Origin of the sequence: Oceanobacillus sp. HCA-5259 (assembly GCF_037892815.1) — a bacterium.
Taxonomy (GTDB): Bacteria; Bacillota; Bacilli; order Bacillales; family Amphibacillaceae; genus Oceanobacillus; species Oceanobacillus indicireducens.
The window spans coordinates 35,846-50,650 of the sequence record NZ_JBBKBV010000013.1; the positions used below are offsets into that span (position 1 = coordinate 35,846).

A 14,805-nucleotide genomic window follows, 5' to 3' on the forward strand; every position below is an offset into this window, starting at 1 on the left:
ATGCTAATATAAGGAGGGGAAGGCATGATACCAACAGAGGCAATAACATCAGGAACGCTTAATAGCCTATTATTTTACTTTTCAGTTATGGGGTTACTTTTAGTCTTTGCTACGTTTTTAAGATTAAAGATAAAAGTATTGAAGAAGTATTTTATTCCAGCATCGTTGTTAGCTGGATTTATAGGTTTACTCTTAGGCCCATACGGAGTCAAACTTTTTTCTGAAGAAATGGTTAATACTTGGGGAGCGTTAGCAGGAATATTAATATCAATTGTGTTCGCTCCCATGCTTATGGGAATGAAGAACGAAAAACAAAGTGGTACTGGGAAGTTAGTAGGTAGGCATTTGTTATATAGCTATACTGGTAGTCTGCTACAATTGTCAATACCGCTTATTATTGCATCTTTGATTTTAATACCATTATTTAATTTAAATGAAATGTTTGCTTCTATTATTGAAGTGGGCTGGGCAGGTGGACACGGAACTGCAGCCGGTATGATTGAGGTTTATAATAACCTGAATTGGTCTGATGGTGCCTCACTGGGTGTTACATCTGCTACTTTTGGAATAGTGATTGGAATAATTTCCGGAATTATAATGATAAACCACGGTGTTAAAAAAGGATATACGTCAGTTATAAAAAAACCGGAAGAAATGAAAAATAAAGATAGCGATGTCATTCCGTTAAACAACCAAAAATCAAGTTCAGTGAACACATTAAATCCAGATTTAGTAGAAGGTTTTGCTTTCCACGCTGGTCTTATCTCGATTGCGATACTTCTTGGTTGGTTTATGCAACAAGCAATCGCAGTATTTGTTCCGGGAATACCACTTTTCCCAATGGCTATGATTGGTGGATATATTATTAATATGATTATATCGAGAACAAAGTATTTTGAAATGATAGACGTAAACACAATGAACCGTATTCAAGGGATTGCATTAGACTTTCTTGTACTGGGGGCAGTAGCATCGATACAAATTCCTATTGTTGTTGAATATGCACTTCCATTAATAATTCTATCTGGTATTACACTAGGCATGATGATTTGGTACTTTTATTATCTGGGAAGACGATTCTTCCCAGAGGATTGGTTTGAACATTCAATCGTACATTATGGAGCTTATACAGGAGTGACTGCTATAGGGCTAATGTTATTGCGAACCGTAGATCCAGAAATGAAAACAGATTCTGGTAAGGGTTTTGCATTAAGAGCACCATTTTATAGTCCTTTTTTGGGTGGTGGATTAATAACAGCTATGGTACCAGTTCTAATGTTAAGCAGCAGTTCTTTAATAGTAGGCATATCATCCTTAGCTATACTGATTGTATTATTAATAATTGGTAAGTTACTTGGTTTAATTCAAAAACCACAAGAAGATAAAAAAGACGTGCCTTCCTCAAATCGAAATGTAGTTTAAAGTTAAAAGGGTAAATAATGAGGAATTAAGTCATTGTACGAAGAAAATAAATCCGTTAATAAATTAGAATATCACGAATATCCCGAAGAAACTTACCTATAAGAAAGAGGGATAGAGATAAAGATACTTTTGCGAAGTGATATTTCTTTTCCAAATAAGCAAACATTATAGATAAGCATCCAACAAACCCACACATGTGCCTTCGTGTGGGTTTGTTTAATCCCCCCTACTTATTGATCACTCACAAGTAACAGGTACAGTTTCTGCATTTGTTTATTCTTCTGGGGAACTGTCTAGCTCTGATTCGAGACGGGCTACTTAATCAGTAAGTGTTGAATTACTTTCATTTAATTCATCTATCTCATCTTTAAGAGATTCTTTTTCTTTTTTCTGGTGAGTACATATTGCTTTCTGAATAAGTTTTCGATTTATACAAGAGAAACTTGTGTCTATTGAAAATGAAAAGCGATATGACACATACCATTGTGTATATCGCTACTTTTTATTTTGAATTGCTAATCCTTCTCTAATGCCAATTCATTCTTTATAAATTCCCAATAACGGTGTAATCGTCCGACATTTCTATCTGGATCTTTTCCAAGCTCTTCAAGAAGATTTAACTCTTTTATTTTATTGATCACATCTAGCTCCGATTCATTTAGTGTTAGCTTTTCAGTGAGGAGATGAGTGGTAGCATGATTAGGGGTATCAATCTTTCCTAGTAAATAATCAATGGATACATTAAAGAAACAGGCAATTTTATAAAGTGTTTCCAAAGAAGGCTGATTTCTACCTTGCTCATAGTAACCATAAGCACTTGTTGTAACATTTAGCTCTTTAGCTACTTCTTCTTGCTTGTACCCATATTCAATCCGAAGGTCTATTAGTCTTTCGTTAAACACTTCCATGCTTAAGTTCCCCCTTCTAACTTACAACGAAATTATACCTTTAGAAAGGAGTTTTTTTATTTTTTACAACAAAATATTGGTCTATCTATTTACAAACAACTAAATGTTGTATATAATGATTATCAAATAGTCAGAAGAGTCTATTTTGCAGGTGGTGCACGTCATAATGGACTGTTCGGATACTTTATAAAGAAACGATTTCACGCATACTCTGACCAGGACATTGCAGAAGTTATCAATTGCATAAATACATTTACCCGAAAATCATTAAACTACTAGACCTAGACCTCGGAGGAATATTCATTTGGGAGGAGATAAACTTGGTATAAATTCAAAAGGGTATATCGACCTATTAAAGGAGGCGGAGATGGCAACGATTAAAGATGTTTCTAAATACTCTGGTGTGTCAGTTGCAACGGTTTCCAGAGTACTTAATAATTCTAATAAAGTAAAGCCTGCAACGAAAGAAAGAGTTTTACAAGCAATTAATGAATTAAATTATAAACCGAATGCAGTTGCTAAGACGCTTTTTAAGAAGCAATCATATAGTATAGGGTTAATTATTCCCGACATAAGTAACCCTTTTTTTCCTCAAGTTGCAAGAGCTGTAGAAGATACCGCTAGACAGTATGGATATAGAGTTATTTTATGTAATTCGGACGGGAATAAGGAAAAGGAAAAAGATTATATTGAGACTTTATCCCAAAACCATGTAGACGGATTGCTTGTTACTACTATATCTGGTAATAGCGATAATTTTAAAAGATTTCATCTGCCTGTTGTTGCGTTGGATAGAAGTATGGATAAAGAGATACCTTGTGTTTATGTAGATAATTATGAAGGGGGGAAATTAGCAGCTCAAACTCTTTTTGAAAATGGAGGGAAAGTGTTCGGTGAAATTAGTGGACCAACTAATCTTATAACTGCTAAAGAAAGATCAAGGGGGTTTCGTGATTTTCTTAAAAAGAAAGGAATCACAGCTATAACATATGAAGGTGAATTTGATTTTAAGCGTTCTTTTATAACCGCTGGACAACTCTTAGATGAAAATCCTGAGATAGACTCAGTATTTGTTGGAAATGACCAAATCGGTGTTGCTTTGGTAAAAGAAGCGATGTTAAGAGGAATGAGCATTCCAGACGACTTGCAAATAATTGGTTTTGATGGGATTGATATTGGAGAATTAATAAGCCCTTCTCTAAGTACTATAGAGCAACCAATATATGAATTAGGTAAAGAGGCTACAAAACTATTATTAGATCTAGCAAACAAGAAACATGTTAATCAAAGGTCCATATGTATGCCAATAAATTATGTTAGAAGGAATACAACTAGTGGTTAAGTATTCTTATAAAGGAAACCCAAAAATGTAACCCGTTACAATCCAAGAAGGAGGTAAATATCTTGCCAAATAAGGGAAATTTTATTCTTAATTTATATCCATCAACTAAATTTATGCTACCCCTATTTGTTACTATTTCAATCTTTTTAGTACCTAGTTATCTCTATGCTTATATGATGTTACCTTTATGTATTGTAATTGCTTTAAACGCAGGAGTAGCAAAGCAATTTCTAAATTTAATAATTAAAGGTTTATTGTTACTAGTTCTATTCATCTTTATTATACAATCGGTTATTGCTCCTGGAGAGGAGGTACTTTGGAGTTGGGGGATTATTTCAATTAAAGAGGAGGGAGTTATGCTCAGTCTCACTCTGACTTCTAGAATAGTAGCAATTACATCTGCTTTTCTTTTATTTTTTAGAATTACTTCTATCCGAGATATTAGTCAAGCACTTGAAAAGATAGGAATGTCACCTAAATTTTCTTATGCTATCCTCGCTACTTTTCAATTTATACCTGAAATTAGTAAACGATCTAAAGTTATTATGGACGCTCAAAAGGCAAGAGGGGTAGAGACTGAAGGTTCACTTCTAACTAGAACAAAAGCATTTGTACCTGTCTTAGGTCCACTAGTGTTAAGTTCTATTGCTAATACAGAAGAAAGAGCAATTACATTAGAAACTAGAGCATTCTCAACAAAAGGGAAGAAGACGAGTCTTCACGAACTTCATAAAACAAAGATAGATATGTCGATTCAAATTCTAGTAATTATATTCATCATTTTTCTAGCTGCGGGGAGGATACTGATTTGGAACTGATACGTGCTAAAAATATAAATTATAAATATCCAATTAATGATGGTCAATCTACTCTAAAGAATATAAACTTTTCAATTCAACGAGGTGAACTTTATTCCTTTATAGGGAAGAATGGGGCTGGGAAAACGACCTTATGTAATGTCATTCGCGGGTTTATCCCTCATTTCCATAGAGGTGAACTGAATGGAGAACTTCTAATTGAAGGGAAAGATATTCGAGAATGGAGTATGAGTGATTTAGCTAGTAAGGTTGGATTTATCTTCCAAAATCCATTTACGCAAATAAGTGGGGTAAAAGATACCGTATTTGATGAAATTGCTTATGGTTTAGAAAACCTGGGGATCGAAATTTATGAAATAAAAAAAAGAGTAGAACAGATCATTGATTTATTAGGAATAAGTGATTTGGTAGACAAAAATCCATACGAGCTGTCAGGTGGGCAAAAACAGAGAGTGGCTTTTGCTGCTGTTATTGTAATGAATCCAGATATTTTAGTAATTGATGAACCAACTTCTCAGCTTGACCCAAAGGGAACAAAAGATATTTTTGAGATTATTAAACTTTTAAAAGAACAGGGAAAAACTATCATTTTGGTGGAACATAAGCTTGAATTAATTGCAGAGCACTCAGACTATGTTTTTGTTATGAATAATGGCGAAATTATGTTAGATGGAAAAACGGCTGATGTCCTGTCGATGCCAAAAGTACTCGAATATGATGCAGGTCTTCCTCAATACGCTTTATTAGGTATAGAAATGAATAAAAGAGATCCAAGTTTTTCTCAAATTCCCATAAATAAGATACAGGCAGAAATTGAGATTAGAAAATGGGGAGGTATATAAACGGTGAGTTTAATTCAAATAAAGGATGTAAGTTTTATCTATCCAAATGGATTTACAGCTGTTGAAAAAGTTTCCGTAACGATAGACAAGGGAGAAAAATTAGCCATTATCGGTCAAAATGGAGCGGGGAAAACTACTGCTGTTAAGATGATGAATGGACTACTGAAACCGACAATAGGAGATGTAGTGATAGATGGATTAAACACGAAAGATTATACGACTGCACAGATATCCAGACACGCCGGTTATGTTTTTCAGAACCCTGATGATCAGCTTTTCCATAGTGACGTATATAGTGAGATTGCTTATGGACCTAGAACAATGGGACTTTCAGAAGATGAAATTTCAAGTAGAGTCCACAAGGTTGCAGAGTTAGTCGGAATTGGTGAGTTCCTCGATGAGAATCCTTATAATTTACCTTTCTCAACTAGAAAATTTGTGACGATTGCTTGTGTCTTAGTAATGGATGTAGATATTGTGATTTTAGATGAGCCGACTGCCGGACAAGATCATGTTGGCATGGTGCAAATATCTAAATTAATTGACCATTTGCATGAAAAAAAGAAAACCGTTATTACCATCACTCATGATATGGAATTTGTAGTCAACAATTTTGAACGTATTATCGTAATGGCAAACAAGAAAATCATTGCAGATAAAAATAAAAAAGAGATTTTTTGGGATAAAAGTGTGATTGAACAGTCCAATATTAAACAACCTTATATTAGTGAATTAGCAAATGACATGAATATAGGGAATAATATTTTATCAATTGATGAGTTTGTTGATTATGTTTTTAGTTATAAAAAAGAAGGAGCTATTGTATGAAGAAAATTACGGTTGTAGGAAGTTTGAATATAGATTTTGTCTCAAGTGTTTTTGACTTTCCCAAAGTTGGTGAGACCATACGAGCATCGGATTTTCATATATCTTCCGGTGGCAAAGGAGCTAATCAAGCTATTGCAGCAGCAAAATTGGGAGGATGTGTCGAAATGGTGGGAAAAGTAGGGAAGGACAAATATGGTGATTTATTAATAGAGAATTTAAATAAACAAGGCGTTAAAACACAAAGAATAAAAAAGGAGGGTGAAACTGGGAGAACATTTATCAATGTAAACCATAAAGGTGATAATACAATAACCTATGTACCTGGCGCAAATGAGGAAATAACAAAAGAGGATATTAATGCTTGTATTCCCGTTTTGAAAGGTAGTTCTTATTTATTATTACAGCAAGAGATTAAAGAGGAGATTTTAGAATACGTGATAGATATAGCATCGGATTTAAATGGATGTAAAGTAATTTTAAACGCGGCTCCGGCTAGATATATAAATGATAAAGTGATAAGTGGAGTTCATACACTTATTGTAAATGAGGTTGAACTAGAATATCTAAGTGAAAATAATATTAATGAAGAACATGAATTGATTAGCAAGGTTAACTATTTGCTTAATAAAGGCATTGAAAAGATTATTATCACGCTAGGAGATAAAGGAGCAGTTTTTGCGAGTAATTCCGTATACAAACATATCCCTTCTCTAAAGGTTTCTGCAATCGATACAACCGGTGCTGGTGATACATTTATCGGAGCATACACTGTTGCAAAATCGGAGGACTTAAATGATATAGAGGCAATTGAATTTGCAATAAAAGCTTCTGCTATAGCAGTAACAAGACGCGGTGTACAATCAGCTATTCCTACCAGAAAGGAATTTGAGGAATTTTACAATGCAGTAGAAGAAAATAACTTTAATTAATAATACGATTAAATGTAAAACAAATTAAAAAATGAGGAGGAACAAGTTTTGAAAAGAGGTTTGATGCAAGATTTTACGTTACTAGCTATTTTATTAATTCCGGTAGGTGTTGCGCTTAACTTTGTAAGTAGCCAGATAGTACAGTTATTAAAGCTACCAATTCATTTCGATGTAATTGGAACTGTAGTAGTAGCAATGATTGCTGGTCCTTGGGTAGGAGCTACAACTGGTTTGGCTACAAACCTGATAACATCTCTTACGAACCCTACAAGTTTATTTTTTGCGCCGGTATCGATATCAATCGGGTTAATCATTGGATATTTATCTAGGTTTGGTATGTTTAAGAGATTGTGGACGACTATTGTTTCAGGTGTGGTGATTACGTTAACAGCCGTAGTTGTAGGTTCTCCAATTTCTGTTATGGTTTTCGGAGGAGCTACAGGTAAATCAATTGATACGGTTACCGGTGTTTTCTTAGCTTCCACGCAGGATATTTGGACTTCTGTTTTCTCTAGTTCTATTTTAATAAACAGTGTTGATAAGATTTTATCTATATTAATTGCTTATTTTATTGTTAAGAAAATGTCTGATCGATACCTATCTAAAATGAATTATGGAGACAGTTTTATAAAGGAAAAAAGAAATAAGTATGTATCTTAAGCAGACTGCCAAAAAAATATTTGAGGTGATTAAATGAAAAAGGTTATTTTAGATGTAGATACTGGAATAGATGATGCTCTAGCCATATCATATGCTGTTGCACAGCCTAATATTGAAATATTGGGAATCACTACTACTTATGGTATGGCTCCAGTGGAATATACATGTAGAAACACGAAATATATACTAAAAGTTTTAAATAAAGATGTGCCTGTTTATGAAGGCGCTACCACTCCAGAAAAAAGAATCCGAGTTTATAACGGTAGAATTCATGGGAACGATGGTCTTGGAAATACATTAGGTCATGTTGAAAAAATAGAAAAAAGCACATTAGAAGCAGTTGAATTTATAATTGATAGTACTAAAAAATATAATCGTGATTTAACCATTATTACTACTGGACCTTTAACTAATTTAGCTAGAGCAGTCAATCGTGCACCTGAAATTATGCATTCTATAGGAAAGATTGTTACAATGGGTGGCGCAGTTGCTACACCTGGAAATGTCAGTAAATTTGCAGAAGCGAATATACTAATAGACCCTGAATCAGCAGATTTTGTATTTAAATCTAATCTTCCTATCACTTTAGTTGGCCTTGATGTTACAAGAAAAACATTATTAACTCAAGACAACATAGAAAAATGGAAACAATTGGGAACCCCGTCAGCGAGATTTTTCACAAAATTCGCCCAATATTACTTAGATGCGTATGGGGAAATGCACCCTCACTTAAAGGGATGTGCGCTACACGACCCATTAGCAGTTGGGGTAGGTTTATATCCTGAACTTGTACAAACTGTACCTATGCGTATTGAAGTAGATTTAAGTGAAGAGGCTCTAGGAAGAACGGTCGAGGATTTAAACATAGCCGAAGAGGAAAAGCCTAATGTCTCTGTTTGTTTACAAGTTGATTCAAACGCATTTATGGAAGATTTCTTTACTAAAGTAAATCATATGCTGTCTATAGACACTTCAGAAAGGGTGTAAAAATTGGAGATCAATCTTTTAATAGAAAACTGTAGCTATATAAACTCGGATTTTGAGATTATTAAAAATCAATCTATAGCCATAGACCAAACAGAGATTATTGAAGTGGGTGATGTATCACGTATAAAAGAGAAATACACCCCCAAAAGTATCATTAATGGGAAAGGGAAACTTTGTATGCCTGGTCTAATTGATGCTCATACGCATACTTGCCAGCAATTATTAAAAGGGCGAACAATGGATGAATACCCAATGATTTGGTCTCGTATATTGGTTCCATTTGAAGGGAATTTAAATGAGGAAGATGTTTATATTAGTGCTCAAATGAGTTGTTTAGAAATGATAAAATCTGGTACCACTGCTTTTGCCGATGCTGGTGGTGTTCATATGCATAAAGTTGCAGAAGCAGCTATTGAATCAGGAATGCGAGCTGCGATTACAAAGTCTTCTATAGATACTGGTGACTTCCTGCCCGATTCTATGAAACAGCCGCCAGAGACAATACTTGAGGATATTGAAGACCTTTATAAAGAATATAACGGTGCTGGAGATGACCGCATTCATATTTGGTTTGGGATTAGACAAGTTATGTCGTGTTCCCCGGAATTAATCAAGCAAGCTGCTGAACTAGCTAAAAAATATAATACAGGATTACATGCCCATCTTGCTGAACATCGGGATGAGGTAAGATATTGTTTAGAGAACTATAAAATGCGACCAGTTGAATTTTTAGATTCCTTGGGGGCTCTCGGGCCAAATTTACTAACAGCACATAATGTTATTTATTCGGAAAATGAATTGGAAATTTTAAATGAAAGAAATGTAAAAGTTGTACACTGTCCAAGAGTAAACTTTTCATCACACGGTTTTCCGAAAACACCTAGGATGATTCAAATGGACATGCCAATTGGAATCGGAAGTGATGGCGCTTCTTCGTCTAATTTAAGTTTATTTGATGAAATTAGAGTGTTTCGTTCAGGGCTTCATGCTTACTGGGGATTGCCAGTTTTTGATCCAGTCGTTTTACCAGCAGTAGAACTAATTAAAATGATTACCGTTGGGGGAGCAAAAGCATTACAGTTTGAAAAGGTAAAAGGGGAATTATCTGTTGGTAATAAAGCTGATTTAACCCTAATTGATATTGATCAACCACATATAACACCTACCAACAATCTTATTGGTACGATTGTTGAATCTGCAACTAGCAAAGATGTAGAAGATGTTATAATCAACGGGAAAATTGTTATGAAAGATAGAGAGATTCTTACATTGGACGAAGAACGTATTATGTATGAAAGTAAGCTAAGAATGGAATCTACTATTCAAAAAGCTGGAATAGCGGAACGTATGTAAAATCTGACTATGAGACGCGGGAGCAACAGGTAAAAACCCCTAAAAAAGATGCATTTTAGTGTTCTACTTGTTGTTCCCTCTAAATTAATAGCTTATCAAAACCACCAAGATTATTTCGATAATATATTTTGTTAATTGGTAAGCCATCACCCCCATATTTGTAAGTGTCAAATCATCCTCACCTGGTTTCTGTTGGATTCCGTCTTGCGGCATAAAAAGGCCCCTGTAAAAACAACAAAAAAGATACAATCCTTTTTCATCATGAGGAATATGTTCCGACTAATTGAATGAATCATAAATCATCAAACTTGTTCGCGAAACAATATTACCCGGGGATCATGTTGAGAAAATAAGGAGTTACAATTGGAGTAGGTTGAACAATTTTCGTTACCTCAACATGTATAATTTCCACAAAATTTAATGGTTCCAAAAAACTGACTGAACCCAAAGAGAGTACTAACATTTCCAATTCTGGAAGTAAAGTTGAACATTGTTGCATAGATTTTTTTAGAAAAGCATTTATTGAACATATCTTCTTACTAGACAATATATTATCTGAATGATATGATATTGACTAATCAGTAAATTCTTTACTAAAAGATTTATCATTATTTAGTTAATTATCAATCAATAATTTTGGAAGCGCAAACATGGAGGGGTGGAAATGAGTTACTCATTAGGGGTAGATATAGGGGGTACAAAAGTTGCTGCAGTGATTATTGATCAGAGTGGTGTCATCCATAATAGACACGAGGTATTAAGTGAACCTCATGATCAGGAACTGATGTTTTCCAGGGTTTTAGCTTGTATTAATCAGGTTGTTAGTAAATCAACTATTACTTTTGATAAAATCATTGGAATGGGAGTAGGTATCCCCGGAAAGGTAGATAGAAAAAAGGGGGTAGCTATTTATCAAAGTAATATAAATTGGAGGAACTTCCCAATTGTTGATCGGCTTAAAGAAGAGATTCCGTTAGAAAATATTGTGATTGACAATGATGTTCGAGTGGCTACCTTTGCTGAATACAGAGCCCATCATTCAGCAAGAGAGGATACATTTGTCTATGTAACTATTAGCACTGGTATCGCATGTTCCATCATAGATAATGGCAAATTCGTTAGGGGAAATGGTTTTTCAGGTGAAATTGGGTTATTACCCATAAGATCAACTGCATCTAAAAAAGAATGGGTAACAATAGAAGAAACGGCATCAGGTCCTGCAATTCAGAAGCTAATTAGTAATCATTATGGACAACCGAATCTTGCAATTAATACGTTCTTTGAAAAATATTATAAGCAGGATTCAAGTTCAGAGGTACTTTTGCAGGAGGTAATCCAAGCCTTAGCACAAGGACTCTATTCTATTATTTGTTTATTAGACCCTCAATATATCGTTTTAGGGGGTGGTGTCGTAATTAATAATCCGGTTTTACTAGATTTAGTAAAAGAAGAATTAAAGAATTACTTAATCCCAGAACAACTAGAAAGTTTAAACTTCATAACTTTAAGTAATTATAAAGGGGATTCCGGTGCTATTGGAGCAGGTCTCTTGGCTTTGTCTAGTAAAAATAAATGAAAAATAGATTATCACTAGTTATTATCTAGTTTCATTTGTTGTTTAAAAAATTACTATTATGATTAGGGGATGAATTTTATGAAGAAAGCTTTACTGGTTTTAAGTGTATTAATATTAGGAGTCTTAGCAGCATGTTCTTCTAACTCAAGTGAAGATGGGGATAATGCCACGATAAAATATGCTTATTGGGATAAGAATCAGGAACAAATGCTAAAGGATCTTGTAGAAGAATTTAATAAGGAGTATCCAGATATTAAAGTAAACTTAGAATTAACGCCATATGATCAATATTTTACGAAGTTGGATGCCGCAGCTACAGGGGATGGACTACCCGACGTATTCTGGATGAACGGACCGAACTTTGTTAAATATGCTTCAAATAATATGATTGAGCCTATTGATGAAAGGATTAAGGAAGATTCAGTAGATTTAGCTCCTTATCCAGAAGGATTGCTTGGTTTGTATCAGTATGATGGCAAGTCATATGCTCTTCCAAAAGACTATGATACTATTGGACTTTGGTATAATAAAGCACTCTTTGATGAAGCTGATCTTGAATACCCAAATGATACTTGGACATGGGATGACTTATTAGAAGCAGCAAAGGCGCTAACTGATGAAGAGAAGGGTGTCCATGGTATCGCTGCATATATTCAGGACGCTCAAGCATCTTATTATAATACTATTCTAGCAAATGATGGTTTTATTATTTCGGAGGATAAAAAAGAATCCGGTTTCGATGATCCAAAAACTATTGAAGGATTGCAGTTATATCATGATTTAATTCATGTGCATGGAGTATCACCAACACATGCCCAAATGGAAACAACTACTGCAACTAGTATGTTTGAGTCCGGGAAGGTAGCTATGATGTTCCAAGCGTCCTATATGATTCCACAGTTTAAATCTAACGAATATACATTAGAAAACGTAGATGTTACAGTTCTTCCGATAATGAATAAACGTTCGAATGTTATTCACGGTCTAGGGAATGTTATCGCATCAAATTCAGATAATAAGGACGCTGCATGGAAATTTGTCAAATTTTTAAGTTCTGAAAAAGCAGCAACTATGCAAGCTGAAGCAGGCATTATACCGGCTTATGAAGGCACACAAAAAGCATGGGTTGAGGCAACACCTGAGTTTAATCTTCAAGCATTTTTAGATATGGCCGAGGTTTCTGAACCTTATCCAGTTTCTAAGGATACTTCAAAGTGGGCAACAATTATTCAAGATAATATTGCAAAGGCATGGACCGGACAACTTACTGTTGAAGAAGCAAGTGAGATTATAAATGAGGAGATGGAAAGAATTTTGGCGAATGAATAGGAAATCTATGCATAATTGCTGAACTTACTAGAGGTGATTATAGTTGAAGGACAAAAAAAGCAAGCGACATACTTCGAAAATAAGTAGTAAGCATAGCAAAGACATATTTTGGGGGTACCTATTCATTGCCCCAACCTTGATAGGGTTATTAATCTTTTATATACTTCCAGTTTTTCAAACATTATTCTATAGTTTTAATGACTGGGGAGACTTTGGTAATTATTCTTGGACAGGCATAGATAATTATAAAGAGACGGTAAATGACCCAGAAGTATGGCAGACCTTTAAAAATACGATAATTTATGCTTTTACTATGGTTCCACTCAGTATAGCTGTATCTATTGTAGTTGCCGTGTTGTTAAATCAAAAAATAAAGGGATTAACATTTTATAGAACATTATATTTCTTACCTGTAGTTACAATGCCAGCTGCAATCGGTATGATTTGGATGTGGTTGTATAACTCTGATTACGGTATTATCAATCACATGTTATCCAAGTTCTCCATCAATGGACCTGATTGGTTAACAGATCCAAATTGGGTATTAATTTCAATTATTATAGTTGGTGTTTGGACTTCCATTGGAACGAATATGGTAATTTTATTATCTGGATTACAAGGGATACCTAAATCACTATATGAAGCGGCATCACTTGATGGTGCAGGACCTCTATACACCTTTTTTCGTATTACAGTTCCACTATTAAGTCCAACTATTTTCTTTGTGGCGGTTATTTCCTTTATTTCGGCATTCCAGGTGTTTGATGTTATTTTCATGATGATTAGTCCAACCAACCCTGCTATTGATAATGCTCAATCTGTTATTTACTTGTTCTATCATTACGCTTTTGTTATTGGTGAGAAAGGATATGCTGCAGCAATAGCAATGGTTCTATTTATCCTCATATTGGTACTTACTATTATTCAGTTTAGATTACAAAATAAGTGGGTCCACTATGAATAGAAAAAAGGTGATACAAATTGGAGATTAATAATCGTAGTAGAAAACTAATTATACACCTTATTTTAATTTTGGGAGCTGCGGTGATGGTCGGACCGTTTCTATGGATGATCTTAACCTCCTTGAAAACGGTAGGAGAAGCATCGTTAGTTCCTCCTAAAATATTCCCTGATGTTGCACAATGGGGAAATTATAAAGAGATATTTGATTCGTTTCCGTTTGCGGGATTCTACTGGAATACATTTATTACAACGGTATTAAAAACAGTAGGACAACTATTTTTATGCTCGTTAGCGGCATATGCGTTTGCTAGAATTAAATTTCCAGGTAGAAACTTTTTCTTTATACTGTATCTTTCGGTTTTAATGATACCACCGCAAGCTTTCCTAATACCGCAGTATCAAATTATTGCAAATTTAGGATTGCTAAACACTTTAACGGCGTTAGTGCTACCCGGATTATTTAGTGCGTTTGGTACGTTTTTATTAAGACAATTTTTCATGACAATACCAGATGAATTAGAAGAAGCGGCAAAGTTAGATGGATGTAATCACTTTCAAATTTATTGGAAAATCATGCTTCCACTTGCTAAACCAGGCTTAATTGCCTTAGCAATATTCACTGTACTTTGGGCTTGGAATGATTTCTTATGGCCGCTAATTGTTAATAGTTCACCAGAAAAAATGCCATTATCTGCAGGATTAGCATCATTACAGGGGCAATATAGTACGAACTATCCTTTATTGATGGCAGGTACATTCTTGGCATCTTGGCCATTAATCGTCATATTTATTTTCTTCCAAAAGTCATTTGTAGAAGGTATTGCTTTAAGTGGTAGGAAGGGATAAAA

At 34.6% G+C, this 14,805-nt stretch carries 15 protein-coding genes; 13 read left to right on the forward strand and 2 right to left on the reverse strand.

Going from position 1 to position 14,805, the window contains the following annotated elements:
- The first annotated feature begins 24 nt into the window (after positions 1 to 24).
- Positions 25 to 1,422 carry a sodium/glutamate symporter gene (locus WKU33_RS09430; RefSeq protein ID WP_340454270.1) on the forward strand — a complete coding sequence of 466 codons (1,398 nt, stop codon included), beginning with the start codon at positions 25 to 27 and terminating at the stop codon, positions 1,420 to 1,422.
- Between the two features lie 515 nt (positions 1,423 to 1,937).
- Here the strand turns inward: WKU33_RS09430 and WKU33_RS09435 are convergent.
- Positions 1,938 to 2,330 carry a helix-turn-helix domain-containing protein gene (locus WKU33_RS09435; protein ID WP_156854479.1) on the reverse strand — a complete coding sequence of 131 codons (393 nt, stop codon included), beginning with the start codon at positions 2,328 to 2,330 and terminating at the stop codon, positions 1,938 to 1,940.
- 367 nt (positions 2,331 to 2,697) lie between these two features.
- On the opposite strand from WKU33_RS09435, the gene WKU33_RS09440 reads away from it, so the two are divergent.
- The 8 genes from WKU33_RS09440 (at position 2,698) to WKU33_RS09475 (ending at position 10,089) form a co-directional block, all read left to right on the forward strand.
- Positions 2,698 to 3,672: a LacI family DNA-binding transcriptional regulator gene (locus WKU33_RS09440; RefSeq protein WP_156854481.1), complete on the forward strand. Its 975-nt coding sequence runs from the start codon at positions 2,698 to 2,700 to the stop codon at positions 3,670 to 3,672.
- Positions 3,673 to 3,734: 62 nt separating this feature from the next.
- The gene (locus WKU33_RS09445) at positions 3,735 to 4,490 is read left to right on the forward strand and encodes an energy-coupling factor transporter transmembrane component T (protein ID WP_340454274.1); all 756 of its coding nucleotides are present in this window, start codon (positions 3,735 to 3,737) and stop codon (positions 4,488 to 4,490) included.
- Positions 4,481 to 5,332, forward strand: coding sequence for an energy-coupling factor ABC transporter ATP-binding protein (locus WKU33_RS09450; RefSeq protein ID WP_156854485.1), 852 nt, complete (start codon positions 4,481 to 4,483; stop codon positions 5,330 to 5,332). Before WKU33_RS09445 ends, WKU33_RS09450 begins: the two co-directional genes overlap by 10 nt.
- A 3-nt stretch (positions 5,333 to 5,335) precedes the next feature.
- Complete coding sequence (locus WKU33_RS09455; protein ID WP_156854487.1) at positions 5,336 to 6,160, forward strand: energy-coupling factor ABC transporter ATP-binding protein; 825 nt, start codon at positions 5,336 to 5,338, stop codon at positions 6,158 to 6,160.
- Complete coding sequence (rbsK, locus tag WKU33_RS09460) at positions 6,157 to 7,089, forward strand: ribokinase (protein WP_156854489.1); 933 nt, start codon at positions 6,157 to 6,159, stop codon at positions 7,087 to 7,089. The genes WKU33_RS09455 and rbsK overlap by 4 nt, the downstream gene beginning before the upstream one ends.
- Positions 7,090 to 7,137: 48 nt before the next feature.
- Positions 7,138 to 7,749, forward strand: a complete 612-nt coding sequence (locus WKU33_RS09465) for an ECF transporter S component (RefSeq protein WP_156854491.1) — start codon at positions 7,138 to 7,140, stop codon at positions 7,747 to 7,749.
- A 33-nt stretch (positions 7,750 to 7,782) separates the two neighbouring features.
- Positions 7,783 to 8,736 carry a nucleoside hydrolase gene (locus WKU33_RS09470; protein WP_340454279.1) on the forward strand — a complete coding sequence of 318 codons (954 nt, stop codon included), beginning with the start codon at positions 7,783 to 7,785 and terminating at the stop codon, positions 8,734 to 8,736.
- Positions 8,737 to 8,739: 3 nt separating this feature from the next.
- A complete protein-coding gene (locus WKU33_RS09475) occupies positions 8,740 to 10,089 on the forward strand; it encodes an amidohydrolase family protein (RefSeq protein WP_156854495.1) in 1,350 nt (449 codons plus the stop codon).
- 84 nt (positions 10,090 to 10,173) lie between these two features.
- Here WKU33_RS09475 and WKU33_RS09480 read toward each other — a convergent pair whose 3' ends face one another.
- Entirely contained in the window at positions 10,174 to 10,302 is a 129-nt protein-coding gene (locus tag WKU33_RS09480) for a hypothetical protein (RefSeq protein WP_255454321.1), read from the reverse strand.
- Between the two features lie 451 nt (positions 10,303 to 10,753).
- Here WKU33_RS09480 and WKU33_RS09485 point away from each other — a divergent pair, with 451 nt between their 5' ends.
- The 4 genes from WKU33_RS09485 (at position 10,754) to WKU33_RS09500 (ending at position 14,803) form a co-directional block, all read left to right on the forward strand.
- On the forward strand, positions 10,754 to 11,665 hold the full coding sequence (locus tag WKU33_RS09485; protein WP_156854497.1) for an ROK family protein: 912 nt from the start codon (positions 10,754 to 10,756) through the stop codon (positions 11,663 to 11,665).
- A gap of 78 nt (positions 11,666 to 11,743) precedes the next feature.
- Entirely contained in the window at positions 11,744 to 12,994 is a 1,251-nt protein-coding gene (locus WKU33_RS09490; protein WP_340454282.1) for an ABC transporter substrate-binding protein, read from the forward strand.
- 43 nt (positions 12,995 to 13,037) lie between these two features.
- Entirely contained in the window at positions 13,038 to 13,958 is a 921-nt protein-coding gene (locus WKU33_RS09495) for a carbohydrate ABC transporter permease (protein ID WP_340454284.1), read from the forward strand.
- 83 nt (positions 13,959 to 14,041) lie between these two features.
- On the forward strand, positions 14,042 to 14,803 hold the full coding sequence (locus WKU33_RS09500; RefSeq protein ID WP_156854540.1) for a carbohydrate ABC transporter permease: 762 nt from the start codon (positions 14,042 to 14,044) through the stop codon (positions 14,801 to 14,803).
- Positions 14,804 to 14,805 lie beyond the last annotated feature (2 nt).